This window comes from Sorangium sp. So ce1153 (assembly GCF_051521595.1).
Classification (GTDB): Bacteria; Myxococcota_A; Polyangia; order Polyangiales; family Polyangiaceae; genus Sorangium.
In genome coordinates, this window is the sequence record NZ_CP150361.1 from 14,212,482 (window position 1) to 14,228,730 (window position 16,249).

A 16,249-nucleotide genomic window follows, 5' to 3' on the forward strand; every position below is an offset into this window, starting at 1 on the left:
CGCCGTGAGCGATGGAGGTCGTGAGCGATGAACCTGTTCTCGGACGAGATGCGCCGCAACCCTTACCCCGTGTACGACCAGCTCCGGAGCGGCTCTCCCGTGCTCCACTATCCGCCCTCCGATTCGTGGATGATCTTCGACCACGAGGGCGTGAAGCGGGCGCTCCACGATCATGAGGCGTTCAGCTCCGTCGTGTCGCCGCCTGGCAACAGGACCTCCGAGTGGCTCATCTTCTCGGACCCGCCGCGCCACACGAAGCTGCGCGCCCTCGTCACCCGGGCCTTCACCCCGCGCGCGGTCGCGGAGCTCGAGCCGCGCGTCCGCCAGCTGTCGCGCGAGCTCATCGACCGGACGATCGAGCGAGGCGAGATGGACCTCGTCGAGGACTACGCCCTCCCGCTGCCCCTCCTCGTGATCGCCGAGATGCTCGGCGCCCCGACCGCCGACCAGCCGCGGTTCAGGCGCTGGAGCGACGCGATCCTGGACCTCAGCTACACGGTCTCGGGCAGCGAGGAGGCGACCAGGGCGCTCGCCACGTTCGCCGCGGTGACGGCCGAGATGCAGGCCTACGTGAGGGGCCTCATCGAGCAGCGGCGGGCGGCGCCGGAGGACGATCTGCTGACCCGGCTCGTCGGAGCGGAGGTCGACGGCGAGCGGCTGAACGAGGACGAGATCCTCGGCTTCTTCCAGCTCCTCCTCGTGGCCGGCCACGAGACCACGACGAACCTGCTCGGCAACGCGATCCTTTGCTTCCTCGAGAGCCCGACCGAGCTCGCGCGCCTCCGGGCCGAGCCCCACCTCCTGCCCTCGGCGATCGAGGAGGTCCTGCGCCACCGCTCGCCGGTCCAGGCGATGTTCCGCGTGACGAGGCGCGACGTCCCGATGCGCGGCCAGGTGATCCCGGCGGGCAAGGCGGTGCTGGCCATGATCGGCTCGGCCAACCGGGATCCCCAGCAATTCCGCGACCCTGGCCGCTTCGACATCGCGCGCGATCCCAACCCGCACGTCGCGTTCGGGCACGGCATCCACTTCTGCCTCGGGGCGCCGCTCTCGCGCCTCGAGGCGAGGGTCGCCCTGCCGGATCTCCTCGGGCGGCTCGAGGGCCTCGCGCTGGCGAGCGACGCGCCGTGGGAGCCGCGCCGGGCGATCCACGTGCTCGGCCCGAGCCGCCTGCCGATCCGGTTCGCGCCGGGGAAGCGACACGGCGGCTCGCCGGGCCCGTCGGGGCAGCCGCACCCGCATCCGGCGGCGACGGACGGCAGTGCGGCGAGGGCGTAGAGCGTCCAGGGAGCGTCCGGAGGAAATCGACGATCTCCATGGATCGCGGACCGCCTGGCTCTCCTGATGCCTGGCGGTCTGATGCCTGCCGGCATCACCCCGGGGCGACATTGGCCTGGGCCGCGGTCAGCTGCGTGCGCGCTCGCTGGCACCGCCGTTGCTGACCCTGCCTGCCGATGAGGCTGACGACGCTGATCGACGACGCTGAAGACGCCCGGAGAAAGGCCGTCCGGCAGCCGAGATCGCCGACAGGAGCGGCAGGCATGGCGGACTCCATGAACGAGCAGACCTCCGTGGAGGTCCGTGTTCCGCGCGAGATGAAGCCGGAGGAGAAGCAGCTCCTCGACGACGAGCTCCGGGGCCTCCGCCGCCAGATCTTCGAGGGGTCGCGGGAGGACAGGAGCTTCGCCGGCCACGTCCTCCACGCCGCGGCGGGGCACGGCGCCCTCGCGCTGGAGCGGAGCGCTGGCGGCGAGATCGTCGGCTACTTCGCGATGCAGATCGCCGAGCTCGAGCTCTCCGGCGCGAAGATCGCGATCTTCCGCGGTGAGTCCGGAGCGCTCGGCGAGCACCCGAGCGATGCCGTCCTCCGGCTCGTCCTGGAGCGCCTCCTCCGGTACATGCTCGGCCGCCCGGGCCGACGCGTCTATGGCCTGTGCTCGCTGGCGCACCCGTCGAGCTACGCGCTGCTCTCGCGCTTCGTCGACATCGCCCATACGAGCCCGGCCGAGAGCGCGCTGGCGGGCGCGGGCGAGCTCGTGTCCGGGCTCGCCTCCTCGCCCGAGCTCGCGGCGAGCGAGCACGGGAGCCCCTTCGTCTTCGAGGCCGCGCGGCGGGGCGGCGAGCCCTCGGCGAGCTGCGACTTCCTGCACCTCTACGAGAACCCCGCGGTCCGGTGCTTCGTGTCGGCGCACGCCGGCCCCGCCGAGGGGCACGGGCTGCTCGCGCTCGTGCCGCTGAGCCTCGGGGGGGTGATGCGCGCGGCGGCGCGCGCCGCGGGGCCGGAGGCGAGGCGCTCGTAGCGGACCGATCGCGTTGATCAGGCGAGAAATGAACCGCCAAGACACCAAGGACGCCAGGGCAGGATTCTCTCCTTGGCGTCCTGGAGGTTCGATGTTCTGCGCTTTGCAGGCGTTTTCAATCCGTCTGTCGCTCTAGCGGCGGGCGATCGAGGCGGGGGCCGCTGTAGCGCGCCGCTTGCAGCGTCCGCCATGCGGTCGCGACGAGGAGGAGGGCGCCGCCCACCATGGCCCAGGCGCCAGGGCGCTCGCCGACGAAGAGGAGCGCCCACATCGGGTTGAGCACCGGCTCCACCAGCCCGAGGAGGGACGCCTCGACCGCCGGCGTGTGACGCAGGCCGCGAGCGAAGATGGCGTAGGGCAGGCCGAGCTGCACTGCGCCCAGGAACACCAGGAGGCCGATGTCCAGCGCGCCTGGCCAGATCGCGCCGCCGAGCGCGAGCGGCAGCGTTCCGACGCCCGCGAGCAGGTTGCCCCAGACGAGCACCACGGGGCTCTCGTCCCGGGTCGCCCGGAGCCCCAGGATCGTCAGCGCGGAAGCGAGCCCGGACGCGAGCGCCAGGAGGTTGCCCAGGAGCTGACCCGCCGAGAGCTGGTCCAGGAAGAAGAGCCCGAGGCCCAGGAGGAAGACGGGAACCGCGAGCTTCTCGCCGCGAGACGGGTGCTCCTTCAGCAGCCAGGGGCTGAGCAGCAGGACGCAGAGGGGAGAGGTGGACTGCAGGAAGATGGCGTTGGCCGCCGTGGTCAGCTTGGTGGCCTGGACGAACAGCACCAGAGTCGCCGCCAGCGCCGCCGCGGTGGCGAGCGCGCGCCTGTCGGGGAGGCGGCGGGCGCTCGGCATCACGAGGCCCAGCACGAGCGCGGCCACCAGCGATCGGCCGCAGACGATCTGCCATGCGCTCAGCGAGCTCAGCTTGATGGCCGCCCCTCCGGTCGACCAGAGCAGCGCGGCGGTCACGATCAGCAAGCGAGCGCGAACCACTACCGGCTGGGCTCCAGGTCGCTCGAGGGCAGGCGTTTCATGGGCGGAGAGGCGTCGCAGGCGGGCGGCTCGGGCGCACGGAGGCATCAAGCCGTTCGCCCGAGCATAGGTCCGAACGGTGTTCAGGGCACCAGGCTCGGCGCCTCGTGAAGCTCGACCGGGTTGCCGTCCGGATCCTCGATCTGGATCTGCGCGCCACCGGTGCCGTTTTCGATGTCGTTCCGGAAGACGGTCCCGGCCGCACGGAGTCGATCGATGAGCGCGGTGAAGTCGTCGACGTAGAGGACGACGCGGTTCCAGCCGCCGGCGACCTGAGCGCGGCCGTCGGGCATCGGGCGCGCGCCGGAGCTGCCGGGGCCGCTCAGGAGCAAGTACAGGTCACCGCGTGAGACCACCGCGAACTCCGCGCCGGCCTGCAGGTCGAGCGCGAAGCCGAGCCGCTCGGTGTAGAAGCGAACGGCGCGATCGACGTCGGTGACCTGGTAGCGGGCGACCGCCGAGGTGACAGCGGGGCCCGCCGCGGCCGAGGTCGAGCCCTCCGCGGCCTCGTGAAGCTCGACCGGGTTGCCGTCCGGATCCTCGATCTGGATCTGCGCGCCACCGGTGCCGTTTTCGATGTCGTTCCGGAAGACGGTCCCGGCCGCACGGAGTCGATCGATGAGCGCGGTGAAGTCGTCGACGTAGAGGACGACGCGGTTCCAGCCGCCGGCGACCTGAGCGCGGCCGTCGGGCATCGGGCGCGCGCCGGAGCTGCCGGGGCCGCTCAGGAGCAAGCGCAAGTCACCGCGCGAGACCGCCGCGAACTCCGCGCCGGACTGCAGGTCGAGCGCGAAGCCGAGCTGTTCGGTGTAGAAGCGAACGGCGCGATCGACGTCGGTGACCTGGTAACGGGCGACCGCCGAGGTGGCAGCAGGGGCTGCCTCGGCCGAGGTCGATGTCGTGTCGTCGGACATGCAGCCCCCGAGAGCGAGCATGACCAGGATGAGGATGATCTTCATGAGCGGACCTTGCTGTCCGCGCGCGCCCCCGTATTGGACAAATTGGAAGCCGCGGGCCCGAGCGGCGACGACAGGACCCCGGGCCCGGCGCTCGGAACGACCGCGCACCTCGCGCGGCTAACGCGTCGATCCGGCGGCACCGAAGCGCGGAACCTCCGGGAGCTCCGGCGCTTCGAGCCCCGCGAACGGATCGCGCCAGGCATCGAGCTGCCACAGGCGCGCGTGCCAGGCCGCGACGTGCGGGTAGTCCGCCAGCGGCAGCCCGGCCAGATCCGCGAACGGAAGCACCGACGCCACGCGGAAGTCCGCATACGAAACGTCGCTCCCGACGAGCCAGTCCCTGCCGCTCAGGACCTGCTCGAGCAGCGTCGCCGCTCCGGCGAACGCCGAAAGCCCCTCCGCCACGACGTCGTCGCGGATGGGGCCGAGCCCGTAGCGCTGCTTCGTCACGCGCTCGAAGTGGACCTTGTCGCACGCGGCGACGAAGTTGTGCGTGCCCCAGCTCAACCAGCGGATCATCTCCGGTTGTGCGGCGCCCGTGCGCCAGAAGTCCGAGCCCGTGAGCTGAGAAAGGCGGCACGCGATCGCGTCTGTCTCCCAGAGCGACTGGTCTCCCTCGACCAGGATGGGCACGCGCAGGTTCGGGTTCAGCGCTCGAAACTTCTCCTGCTGTGACGGGTCGAGAGGAGCCGCGTGGACGAACTCGACGGGTGCATCGAGGTGGCGCGCCACGGCGACGGCGACCCGTGGATTGAGGTTTCGGCTGAAGTACAGTTTCATGGATAGTCCTCTCCTGCCAGATGGCTCCATGCGCCGATGACGTGCCGGCGCCGGGCATTTCGACGAAGCCGAGCCCCACCGGCTACTTCGCGTAGCGCCTGTCGAGCTTCCCGAGCTGGCTGGTGAAGCCGGCCTTCTGCATCTCGGTGAACTGCGCATCGTGCATCGCGTGAAGCGTCACGGCCATGTGCGCGCCGTTCGCCAGCGGGGTGAAGAGGACCTCGATGTTGCTCTCGTAGGCCTCGACGCCCGGGAGAAAGTCGATGACGCTCGTGATGGTGAGGGCCTTCTGCGGCGAGAAGGCGCTGAAGCGGGCGCGCACCTCGTGGGACGTCGGCTGCCCGCCGCGCTTCATGGCCTCGATCATCTGCGGGGAGTCGGCGATCATCGAGTAATGGAGGAGCCCGTTTTCCTTCGGCTCGAGCGCGTGGACCTCGACCCGGAATCCCTCCGGACCCCACCAGGATTCGAATCCGTCCTTGGTCGCCCAGAGCTCCCAGAGCTCGGAGACCGAGGCCGGGTAGGTGCGTTCGACGAGGATGCTGGCTTTCTGAGCTGTCGCGTTCATTCACTCCGTCCTTTCTGAGTCCCGCTCTTCCGCGCCGCTCGTTTGGCTTCGAGCGCCTCGCCGAAGCGATCCAGGCGCTTCTCCCAGAGCGATCGATAGCGCCCCACCCAGTCGTCGAGCTGTCGGAAAGGCTCCGGCCGCAGCGAATAGAGGCGCTTCGTGCCTTCCGCCCGCACCGCGACGAACCCGGCCTCACCGAGGATCCGCAGATGGCGCGAGACGCCGGACTGCTGGATCGAGACGAGCTCGACGAGCTCACCGACCGCGCGCTCGCCGTCGAGCAGCGCCTCCACGAGGAGACGCCGCGTCGGGTCGGCCAGCACCTCGAACACTTCCGAGCTGGGCATGAGAGGACTATGTACCGACGTGTATATTCACGCAAGTAAATATTTGCGTGGCGGGGGCCTCGTCACCTCGGGGAGGGCCCTCCGCGCGAGCTCGCGGGCAGGTCGGGCGTGCGCTCCCGTGGCGCCCGTGCAAGTGTCGCTCCGATGCAGATCCGCTCCTTTTCTCCTCCTCTGTCTGTGAACACACTTTGCGTCTCGATGCTCCTCGCAATCCCTCTCGCCGCCGGCTGCGGCGACGACGGCGGCGGCGGGGGCGCGACGAGCTCGACCGGCGGCGCGGGCGGGGAGGGCGGGGGCGCGACGAGCTCGAGCGCCTCGACGACGAGCGGGAGCGCGGGCGGCGGTGGAAGCGTGGCGTGCGGCCCCGACGTGGAGGCGCCCGAGGAGGTGCTCGCCGGCGATACCGATCCAGAGGCCGGGATGTTCACGCTGGACGAGGCGCTGGCCGAGCTCCCGGAGGGCCCGGGGCCGCTGCGCGCGATCATCGAGACCGACAAGGGCGCGCTGACCTGCGAGCTCTTCCCGGACGAGGCCCCGAACGCGGTCGCCAACTTCGTCGGGCTCGCGCGCGGGCGCCGGCCCTGGCTGGACGCGGCGACCGGCAGCTGGGTGAAGCGGCGCTTCTACGACGGGCTCACCTTCCACCGGGTGATTCCGGAGTTCATGGCGCAGGGCGGCGATCCGCTCGCCAACGGCGAGGGCTGGCCAGGGTACGAGTTCGCCGACGAGATCTCCACGCTGAAGCATCGAGCGGGGACGCTCGCCTATGCCAATGCCGGGGCGGACACCAACGGGAGCCAGTTCTACGTCACGGAGGTGGTGACGGACTTTCTGGACGGCGACTACACGATCTTCGGCCAGTGCGCGCCGGTCGAGGTGGTCACCGAGCTGACGCACGTCGAGACCGATGAGAATGACAAACCGCTCGTGGAGCTGGGCCTGAACAAGGTGACGATCACCCGCTGCGCGCCCTGAGAGGCGCGCGCGTGATGCTGGCGCGCGCGACGGGATCGAGCCCGCAGGCGGCGGCTTCGTCGACCACGACGCCCACCGGCTCGATTCCACCCGACGCCGGGACCAGGGGTTCACAGAGCGCGTCGGGTATCTTCTAGAACACCGACGATGAGGCAGCCCTGAGGTCAAGGGCTTTAGCGCTCTCTTTCCGCGGCTGGCCGGCTTCGGCTCGGCAGCGGTAGCGCTCGGTGTGGTCGGTGCAGGTCGTTTCGGCATGGACGTCTCCCATCGCCCTGGCGGGCGTCGTTACGGTTGGGCTGGAGCGCCGCGTCGCGTCCGCAGGAGCGAGCTGTGGCTCAATCGACGATCCGCATTCTCAGGCCGGCAGTCGCCTTGGTGGCCTGGATGCACGCTGGGGTCCGAAACGGGATCGTGGAGGCGCAATCTATCAAACGGCGTGTTCGACCCAGAGGCGGAGCGCCCTCGGTGTTCCCGCGCTCATCCACGTAGCCCTCTTTCACGCTCCTGGCGTGGCGCGCTCGTGGCGCATGTCCCCCGTGTGGGGGAAGTCAGTTCATCGAGGCCCTCCTTGAGGTCGAGGTCGGCCTCGATGGGGCCGCTGCCGCGGCGGCGTCGAGCCCCTTGTCGATGGACCGCTGCCGGCGGCGCGCTTTGACCGTGGCTCGCTTCATGGCCTGTGCCTGCTGCTCGAGCGACTGCGCCTGCAGGCGCAGGCCCTTGGCCGAGGCAGCCGCTGCGCTCTGCGCGTCGTAGAGCGTGCCGTCACGCCACATGGCCCACAGCACCCCCGACAGCCGCCGCGCCAGCGCCACGACCGCGATGTGTCGACCTCGGCGTTCGGCAATGGCATCTGCCCATCGACGCAGCGGGTCGTCGCCGCTCTTGTTCTTGTGTCGCAGGATCGTGTGCGCGGCCTGCGTCAGCAGCGTGCGCAGGTACGCGTTGCCTTGCTTGGTGATCGAGCCCAGCCGCCGCTTGTCACGCCCGCCGGTGGTGTCCTCCAAGGGAACCAGACCCAGGTAGGAGGCGAGCTGGTGGGCGTGGCGAAAGCGCTTGGCTTCATCCACGACCGAGACGAACGCGACGGCGACGACCAGCCCCACACCGGGCGCCGTGGTCAGCCGCGCGATCACCGGCTCGTGGGCGCACAGCTGCTCGAGCGCGGCATCGACCAGCGCGATCTGGGGGTTGAGCACCTCCAGCGCGGTCACCAAGGGCCCGACCAGCCGACGGGTCTCGGCTGGCAAAGCGGCCTCGCTCAGCCGCGCGATAAAATCCTCGGTCATGCACGTCGCGAGCTTGTGTCCGCAGGCGCGCAGGATGCCGCGCACGGTGGTGACATACTGGGCCCGCGTCTCGACCAGCGCGCGTCGCACGGCCAGCTGGTGGCGTATGGCTCGCCGGTGGGGCGACAGCACGTGAGCGAGCGGAATGCCCCCGCGCTCGACGGCGCGCGCCAGCGCCTCGGCATCGAGGCGATCATTCTTGCGGCCGTGCTGGCCAACGCCGAGCTGACGTGCTCGCGTGGTGTCGACGACCAAGACGTCGTGGCCCCAGTCGCGGAGCTTGTCGTGAACCACCCAGGCCTCGCGGCACGCCTCGATCGCCACCCGGGCCGGCGAGGACGACGGACCGAGGACATCGTGGAGCGAATCGAGCGAGCGGACCGTGCGTCGTAGCACCACGGCTCCGCCCGCCACCTCGCAGAACGAAATCTCGTTGACCCCCAGATCCAGCGCTACACTTCGCATGGCTGACCTCTCCTGGGCCCCCGTCGACTGCGTCTTCGAACGCGTGGGGGTGCCCGCAGGCAACCCTGCAGGCGAGAGGTCGGCCACGTTGCTTGCTGCTCCGAGCGGCTCTTTCCTGCGCGCTCCAGCTCGTTCTGCTGCCGATTGGCCGACCTCCACGGTGCTGCGGGCTGTCTTCGCAGGCCCCGCCGCGCGAATGCGTCGAGCAGAAGCTCGAGTCGGTGCGGTCGGCATCGTGGGTCCAGGCGCCCCTTGGGCTGCCTCATCCCATCTATCACGTTGAAACCCGGAGAATTTTCACAGGGAGGCGGGGAGGCGGGGAGGAAGAAAAAATGAAGCTCTTTCTCTTGCCGTCTCTCGCTCCCCGCCTCCCCGCCTCCCTGTGAAATTCCTGCTTTTTCTCGTGGTTTCAACCCGTTTGTCGCTCTAGCCAAATCACTTCGTCAGCCGTCGCCGCGACGACCGACGCCTCAGCCGTTGAGCGCGGCCTCGGTCGCGCGCACGGCGCCGACGTCGCCGCGCTGCACCCCCGTGCACGCCGCCTTGGCGAAGCTCTTGCTTCAGCACGAGAGGCCGGAGCGGCCGCGTTCACATCGCGTCCGCGCGGCCAGTGAGGATCCGTCGAGGTCGTACAGGAGCAGGCTGCCGCGCTTGCCATCTCCGCCTCGTGGAAAGTGACGCTGCATCAACAACCCGTTGATGCAGTGAAGGCGCCTTGTTCACTCCACAGCCTGCGAGGCGGATCGGGCGAGGCGGATCGGCGGGACGTGGTCGGAAACCTGCGCGCCTGCATCGGTCGATGAGCCCGCATTGGCCGATGAGCCCGCATTGGCCGATGAGCCCGCATTGCCGACGAGCCCGCATTGGCCGATGAGCCCGCATCAGCCGATGGGCAAATACCAGGCAAATAACGCTCACTCCTGAGCTCGTGCATATCGGATACCAACACCGAGAATCAGGTGGATCATTGGAGCCCGGCATCTTTGTTACAGGCCTGGATTACCAAAAACCTTGACCGGAACCTCATCCAAGTTAAATGGACCTCGTTCGAGTTGCTTTGAACCCCAACATGTCGACGGCCCTGCGAGAGCAGTCGCGTCGACAGAACGAAGGAGGATCGTCATGAGAATGATGCAATTCGCGTCCGGCGTCGTCGCGCTCGTCGTGTGCGGGTCGACCGTGGCCATCGGGTGCGCCGGCGCGGGCGACGAGGCCGCAGACGAGCCGCTCGGACAGGAGGCGCCCAGCCCCGAGACGTTGACGATGGACCTGGACAACGTGGTCGCCCGCAGCACGAAGGTCAGCCCGTCGCTCGTGCGCGTGGACATCTACGATCGCGCCGGCGCCCCGCAGTTCTCGGTGGCTTACCGGCTTGGCAGCGCCGACGAGGAGACGGTCCGCTGGACGCTGCACGCCCAGCCGGGCGTGGAGCAGGCCTCCAGCGCGCCGGTCGAGGGCAGCCTGCGGCCCGAGCTCGCCGAGCTGCCCACGCTGGAGAGCGCGATCAAAGGGGCGCTCTACATCCAGTCGAAGGTCTCAAGCTCGCTCCAGGGCGAGGAATACGACAACTACGGGTGTGATCTCCCGTCGTGGGTGTGGTTCGGCGACAGCTGCGGTAGCAACGGCGCGTGCTGTGACGTCCACGACGCGTGCTATGCGCAGAACGGCTGTACCGCGTCCAGCTGGTACTGGACGTTGCCGGGCGGCGCTTGCGATCGGTGCAATGGCGCCGTGGTCTCGTGCATCGCGTTCAGCAACCCGGGGCCGAGCTCGTGCTGCGCCGCCGGGAACTGCGGCCAGCCCCGCTGAAGCGGCGCTGACAGCCCCGCGCCCGAGCGCGCCCCACCCGGGGGCGCTACGGGAGGACGCCCCGCCGCGTCACTTCAGCACGTCCGCGAGGCTCTCGAGGAAGCGCTGGTTCTCGCGCTCGGTGCCGACGGTCACGCGCAGGCTGGTCGGCAGGTTGCCGAACGGCCGCACGATGACGCCCTTGCGCAGCAGGCCGTCGTACACGGCGCGCGCCGGCCGCCCCACGTCCACGAGCACGAAGTTCGCCTGGCTCGGGGCCACCGACAGCCCGAGCCCGGTGAGCTCGCGCGTGAGCCGCTCGCGCTCGCGGCGGTTCAGCGCGCGGCTCCGCTCGACGTGCTCGGCGTCGTCCAGCGCCGCGAGGGCGGCCGCCTGGCCGATCGCGCTCACGTTGAACGGCGCGCGCACCCGGTTCATGTAGTCGATGAGCTGCGCCGGGCCGACGGCGTAGCCGACGCGGAGGCCCGCGAGGCCGTAGATCTTCGAGAAGGTGCGCACCACGAGGAGCCGCTCCCGGAGCCCGCGCAGGCGCATCGAGTCCGGGTAGTCCGCCGCGTCCGTGTACTCGAGGTACGCCTCGTCCATGACGACGATGACCTCGGGCGGCACCTCCCTGAGCAGGCGCTCGACAGCGCCGCGGCCGACGTGGGTGCCGGTCGGGTTGTTCGGGTTCGCGACGAACAGGAGGCGCGTCTTCGGCGTGACGGCCGCGGCCATCGCCTCGAGGTCGTGCCGCAGGTCGCGCAGCGGCACGGCCGTGAACGGGACGCCGTACGCGAGCGCGGCGATCCGGTAGACGATGAAGGCCGGGTCCGCGAACACGATGTGCGACCCGGGCGTCGCGAAGGCGTGCACCATCAGGTCGAGCAGCTCGTTCGAGCCGTTGCCCTGGATGACCTCCTCCATCGCGACGCCGTGCACCGCCGCGAGCCGCTGGCGCAGCCGGTAGGCCGCCCCATCCGGGTAGAGGTTCATGCTCTCGAGCGCGCGGCGCGCCGCCTCGACGGCGCGCGGGCTCGGACCGAGCGGGTTCTCGTTCGACGCGAGCTTCACGGCGTCGGTCACGCCAAGCTCGCGCGCGAGCTCCTCGAGCGGCTTGCCGCCCTCGTAGGGCACGAGGGTCTCGACGGTAGGCAGTACAAGCGCAGACATGGGCGCGCAGCCTATCACCAGGCGCGCTGCCCTGCCTACATCGGGACACACGGCGCGCTCGCCAACCGCGCCCCCGCCCGTGCCCCCGAGCTCGCCCTCCCAGCCTCGCGTTTCTCCGACGCGCGCCCCGCCTGCGCATCCGCCCGCGTGCCCGCCCGCGCGTCCGCCCGCGTTTCCGCCCGGGCGTCCGTCCACGTTTCCGCCCGCCGCCGCCCGCGGCGAGACCGGCGCCGGGATCTGGCCTCTTCATCCGCCCTCCGTGTGATACTCGCCGTCCCGATGAAACCCGGGGACATCGTCGCCGACCGCTTCCTGATCGAGCGCCTCGCCGGGTCGGGCGGGATGGGCTCCGTCTACCGCGCCCTCGACCGGCACACGGGCGAGACGGCGGCGCTCAAGGTCATGTCGGGCCGCGGCCTCGAGCACGGCGAGCGCTTCGCGCGCGAGGCGCAGGTGCTGGCCGAGCTGCGGCACCCCGGCATCGTCCGGTACATCGCGCAGGGGGCCACCGAGAGCGGCGAGCCCTGGCTCGCGCTGGAGTGGCTCGAGGGCGAGAGCCTCGCCGACCGGCTGCGCCGGCGCGGGCTCACCGTCGGCGAGAGCGTCACGCTCGGCCTGCGCATCGCCGAGGCGCTCGCCGAGGCGCACCGGGGCAACGTCGTCCACCGCGACCTCAAGCCGAGCAACCTGTACCTCGTCGACAAGGCGGTCGAGCAGGTCAAGCTCCTCGACTTCGGCATCGCGCGGCTCACGTCGCTCGCGCCGCTCACCATGACCGGCGTCGTCATGGGCACGCCGTTCTACATGGCGCCGGAGCAGGCGCGCGGCGAGCGCGCCGTGGGGCCGGCGGCCGACGTCTTCGCGCTCGGGTGCGTGCTGTTCCACTGCCTCACCGGGCGCCCGCCGTTCGTCGGGGACGACATCCACACCGCGCTCCTGCGCGTCGTGCTCGACGAGGCGCCGCGCCTCCGCGACCTGCGCGACGACATCCCCGAGTCCGTGGACGCCGCCGTGGCGCGCATGCTCGCGAAGGACCCGGCCGCCCGGCCCGCGAACGGCGCCGCCGTCGCCCTCGAGCTGCTCCGGGTGGGCGAGATCAAGAGCACCCCGCCCGCGCCCGTGAGCCGGCGCGCGAGCGCGCTCACCACCGGCGAGCGGCGGACGCTCTGCCTGATGCTCGCGCGGATGGGCCCGCAGGAGGCGTCCTGGCAGGGGCCCACCATGCCGATGACCCTCCCGATGACCGTGCCGCTCGCGCGCGTGGTCCCGGAGGACGAGGTGAAGCGCGTCGCGTCGCGCTTCGGCGGGACGCTGCAGACGCTCGCGGACGGGCTCCTGCTCATCACGCTCGAGGGGCGCGGCCTCATCACCGACCAGGCGGCGCGCGCGGCGCGGTGCGCGATCGAGGTGCGCGACCTCCTGCCCGGCGTGCAGATGGCGCTCGTCGCCGGCCGCGGCTCCGCGGACGACCGGCTCCCGATGGGGCCGACCATCGACCGCGCCGTGCGGCTGCTCGACCGCGCCGAGGGCGGCTCCATCCGCCTCGACGAGGTGATGGCCGGCCTGCTCGACGCGCGCTTCGACGTCGGCGGCGACGCGACGGGGCTCGTGCTCCGGGCCGAGCGCGACCTCGTCGAGGCGGCGCGCACGCTGCTCGGGCGGGCGACGCCGTTCGTCGGGCGCGACCACGAGCTCGCGATCCTCGACGCCGTGCTCGACGAGTGCCTCTCCGAGCCGACCGCGCGCGCGGTGCTGATCACGGCGCCGGCGGGGCTCGGCAAGAGCCGGCTGCGCTACGAGTTCCTGCGCCGCGTCGAGGAGCGGAACGAGCGGGTGCAGATCTGGCTCGGCCACGCCGACCCGATGAGCGCCGGCTCGCCCTTCGGGATGCTGCGCCAGATGCTGCGCCGCGAGGCCGGGCTCTCCGGCGGCGAGCCGCAGGAGGTGCGGGAGCAGCGCCTGCGCGCGCGGGTGGGCCGCTACCTGAGCGGCGGCGACCTCGCGCGCGTGACCGAGTTCCTCGGCGAGGTGGCGCGCATCCGCTTCTCCGACGAGGGCCGGGTGGAGCTGCGCGCCGCGCGGAGCGACCCGATGCTCATGGGCGACCAGATCCGCCGCGCCTGGGAGGACTTCGTGCTCGCCGAGTGCCGCGGCGAGCCGGTGCTCCTCGTGCTGGAGGACCTGCAGTGGGGCGACGTGCCCACGGTGAAGCTCATCGACGCGGCGCTCGCGCTCCGGGACCAGCCGCTCATGGTGCTCGCGCTGGCGCGGCCGGAGGTCGAGTCGGTCTTCCCGAAGGTGTGGGTCTCGCGCGGCGTGCAGGAGCTCCGGCTGCGCGAGATCGGGCGCCGGGGCAGCGAGCGGCTCGTGCGCGAGGTGCTCGGCGACTCGGTGACGCCCGACGTGTGCGCGCGGCTGTGCGAGCGCGCCGGGGGCAACGCGTTCTACCTGGAGGAGCTCATCCGCGCGGCCGCCTCGGGGCGGACCGAGGCGCTGCCCGAGACGGTGCTGTCGATGGTGCAGGCGCGGCTCGAGTCGCTCGACGCCGAGGCGCGGCGGGTCCTCCGGGCGGCGAGCGTCTTCGGCCAGAAGTTCTGGCGCGGGGGGCTGATGGCGCTGCTCGGCGGCGAGCGGCGGGCGCCGCAGGTGGACGGGTGGCTCGCGGTGCTCGTCGACCGCGAGCTCATCGCGCGGCGGGGGGAGGGGAAGTTCGGGGGCCAGGAGGAGTACGCGTTCCGGCACGCGCTCGTGCGCGAGGCGGCGTACGCGACGCTGACGGACGCGGACCGCGCGCTCGGCCACCTGCTCGCGGGCGAGTGGCTGGAAGGCGCGGGCGAGCGCGACGCGGCGCTCCTGGCCGATCACTTCGAGCGTGGCGGCGACGCCGAGCGGGCGGTCATCTGGTTCCGGCGCGCGGCGGAGCAGGCGCTCGGGGCGAACGACTTCCGCGCCGCGATCCAGCGGGCCGAGCAGGGCGCGGCGAGCGCCGAGGTGGACGGGGAGCTCTTCGCGGCGCTGCGCCTCGTGCAGGCCGAGGCGCACAAGTGGCTCGGCGAGGCGGCCGAGGCAGAGCGGTGCGCCGTCATGGCGATGCGGGGCTTCCCGCGGAAGAGCGCGCTCTGGTACGCGGCCGCGGCGGAGGCGGCGTCGATGCGCGTGCGCCTCGGCATGGGCGACCGGCTCGCGGACCTCGTCGAGGAGCTGCGGGGCGGCGGCGCGGCGGGCCACGCGGGCGGAGACCGCGGCGGCCGCGCGAGCCACGCGGGCGGCGCACCGTCGAGCCACGCGGGCGGCGCACCCTCGAGCCACGCGGGCGGCGCACCGTCGAGCCACGCGGGCGGCGGACCTCCGAGCTACATGGAAGAGCCGACCGGCCACTCGGTGAGCGCGCTGGCGCGCATCGCCGGGGCGCTCCTGCACGGCGGCCAGTACGCCGCGGCGGAGGAGATCGTGCAGGAGCTCGCGCGCGTGGCGATGCCGCTCGCCGAGCGCGACGCGGCGGTGGCCGCGCGCATCCACGCGCTCCGGGCGTCGCGGGCGCTCTGCTACGGCGACCCGGCGGCGTCGCTGGAGTGCACCGAGCAGAGCATCCCGGCGTACCTCCAGACGGGCGACCTCCGGAACGCGTGCCTGAGCCGGGTGAACGCGGCGCACTGCCTGGTGCAGCTCGGGATGTACCACCGCGCCGAGGCGGAGCTGCGCGACGCGCTCGCGGAGGCCGAGCGCATTGGGCTGCACAACGTCGCGGCGTTCGCGAAGCAGAACCTGGGGCTGCTCTGGACGCAGCAGGGCGACCTGGCCGCGGCGCGCACGGTCACGGCCGAGGCGGTCGAGGCGTTCGCGGCGCAGGCGAACCGGCGGCAGGAGGCGCGGTCGCGCGCGTACCTCGCCGCGATCCTGACGCGGCTCGGCAACCTCGGCGCGGCGGACAACGAGGCGGGCGCGGCCGTGGCGATGCTGGCGCACGTGCCGACGCTGCAGGCGCTCGCGCTCGCGGTGCGCGCGCGGGTGCTGCTCGAGCAGGGGCGCGCGCAGGAGGCCCTCGACGCGGCGCGGCGCGGGCTCGGGCTGCTCGTCGAGGCCGGGGGGACCGAGGAGGGCGAGGCGCAGATCCGGCTCGTGTACGCCGAGTCGCTCCGGGCCGCCGGGCACCACGAGGCGGCGCGGGAGGCGATCGCGGTGGCGATGCAGCGGCTCGTCGCGCGGGCGCAGTGGATCCACGACCCGGCGCGGCGGCAGAGCTTCTGTCAGGCCGTCCCGGAGAACGCGAAGACGTTCGCGCTGGCGGCGCTCTGGCAGCAGGAAGCGGAGCCCACCCTGGGCTGAGGCGCCGCCGCGCGCTCGTCGCCAGGCGCCACAGCGCGCGTCTGGACGGATCGCGCCCGCGGCGTCGCGGACGCGCCCGCGGCGTCGCGGACGCGCGCGGCGGCGTCGCGGACGCGTCCGGTGCGTCGCGGGCGCGCGCGGCGATAGGGCGTGGCGTGCTCAACGGGAGTGTCTGTGCGCGACGCGACGCTCGAGCAGCGGTGGAGTAGAGTCCAGTCTCGACAGCTCGGCTGCCGGCGGGCACGCTCACAGCCTGAACGCCGC

The 16,249-nt window shown here is 71.9% G+C and carries 12 protein-coding genes; 5 read left to right on the top strand and 7 right to left on the bottom strand.

Translation table 11 applies throughout. The features are described from left to right. Window positions 1-27: 27 nt before the first annotated feature. Window positions 28-1,278: a cytochrome P450 gene (locus WME85_RS51790; RefSeq protein ID WP_437833050.1), complete on the top strand. Its 1,251-nt coding sequence runs from the start codon at window positions 28-30 to the stop codon at window positions 1,276-1,278. A gap of 263 nt (window positions 1,279-1,541) precedes the next feature. Continuing rightward, window positions 1,542-2,300: a hypothetical protein gene (locus WME85_RS51795; protein ID WP_437833051.1), complete on the top strand. Its 759-nt coding sequence runs from the start codon at window positions 1,542-1,544 to the stop codon at window positions 2,298-2,300. A 115-nt stretch (window positions 2,301-2,415) separates the two neighbouring features. Here WME85_RS51795 and WME85_RS51800 read toward each other — a convergent pair whose 3' ends face one another. The 5 genes from WME85_RS51800 to WME85_RS51820 form a co-directional block, all read right to left on the bottom strand. After that, window positions 2,416-3,255, bottom strand: a complete 840-nt coding sequence (locus tag WME85_RS51800; protein ID WP_437842608.1) for a DMT family transporter — start codon at window positions 3,253-3,255, stop codon at window positions 2,416-2,418. Between the two features lie 146 nt (window positions 3,256-3,401). Next, entirely contained in the window at window positions 3,402-4,277 is an 876-nt protein-coding gene (locus WME85_RS51805) for a VOC family protein (protein WP_437833052.1), read from the bottom strand. 117 nt (window positions 4,278-4,394) lie between these two features. Further along, entirely contained in the window at window positions 4,395-5,057 is a 663-nt protein-coding gene (locus WME85_RS51810) for a glutathione S-transferase family protein (RefSeq protein WP_437833053.1), read from the bottom strand. Window positions 5,058-5,139: 82 nt separating this feature from the next. Further along, window positions 5,140-5,625, bottom strand: coding sequence for an SRPBCC family protein (locus tag WME85_RS51815; RefSeq protein ID WP_437833055.1), 486 nt, complete (start codon window positions 5,623-5,625; stop codon window positions 5,140-5,142). Beyond that, a complete protein-coding gene (locus WME85_RS51820) occupies window positions 5,622-5,972 on the bottom strand; it encodes an ArsR/SmtB family transcription factor (protein WP_437833057.1) in 351 nt (116 codons plus the stop codon). The genes WME85_RS51815 and WME85_RS51820 overlap by 4 nt, the downstream gene beginning before the upstream one ends. A 198-nt stretch (window positions 5,973-6,170) precedes the next feature. On the opposite strand from WME85_RS51820, the gene WME85_RS51825 reads away from it, so the two are divergent. Continuing rightward, window positions 6,171-6,947 carry a peptidylprolyl isomerase gene (locus WME85_RS51825; RefSeq protein ID WP_437833058.1) on the top strand — a complete coding sequence of 259 codons (777 nt, stop codon included), beginning with the start codon at window positions 6,171-6,173 and terminating at the stop codon, window positions 6,945-6,947. 548 nt (window positions 6,948-7,495) lie between these two features. On the opposite strand, the gene WME85_RS51830 is transcribed toward WME85_RS51825, so the two are convergent. Next, window positions 7,496-8,698, bottom strand: a complete 1,203-nt coding sequence (locus tag WME85_RS51830) for an IS110 family transposase (protein ID WP_437833060.1) — start codon at window positions 8,696-8,698, stop codon at window positions 7,496-7,498. Window positions 8,699-9,820: 1,122 nt separating this feature from the next. Here WME85_RS51830 and WME85_RS51835 point away from each other — a divergent pair. Further along, entirely contained in the window at window positions 9,821-10,507 is a 687-nt protein-coding gene (locus WME85_RS51835; RefSeq protein WP_437833061.1) for a hypothetical protein, read from the top strand. A 69-nt stretch (window positions 10,508-10,576) separates the two neighbouring features. Here WME85_RS51835 and hisC read toward each other — a convergent pair whose 3' ends face one another. Then, window positions 10,577-11,659, bottom strand: a complete 1,083-nt coding sequence (gene hisC, locus WME85_RS51840) for a histidinol-phosphate transaminase (RefSeq protein WP_437833062.1) — start codon at window positions 11,657-11,659, stop codon at window positions 10,577-10,579. A gap of 279 nt (window positions 11,660-11,938) precedes the next feature. On the opposite strand from hisC, the gene WME85_RS51845 reads away from it, so the two are divergent. Continuing rightward, entirely contained in the window at window positions 11,939-15,985 is a 4,047-nt protein-coding gene (locus WME85_RS51845; protein ID WP_437833063.1) for a protein kinase domain-containing protein, read from the top strand. Window positions 15,986-16,249 lie beyond the last annotated feature (264 nt).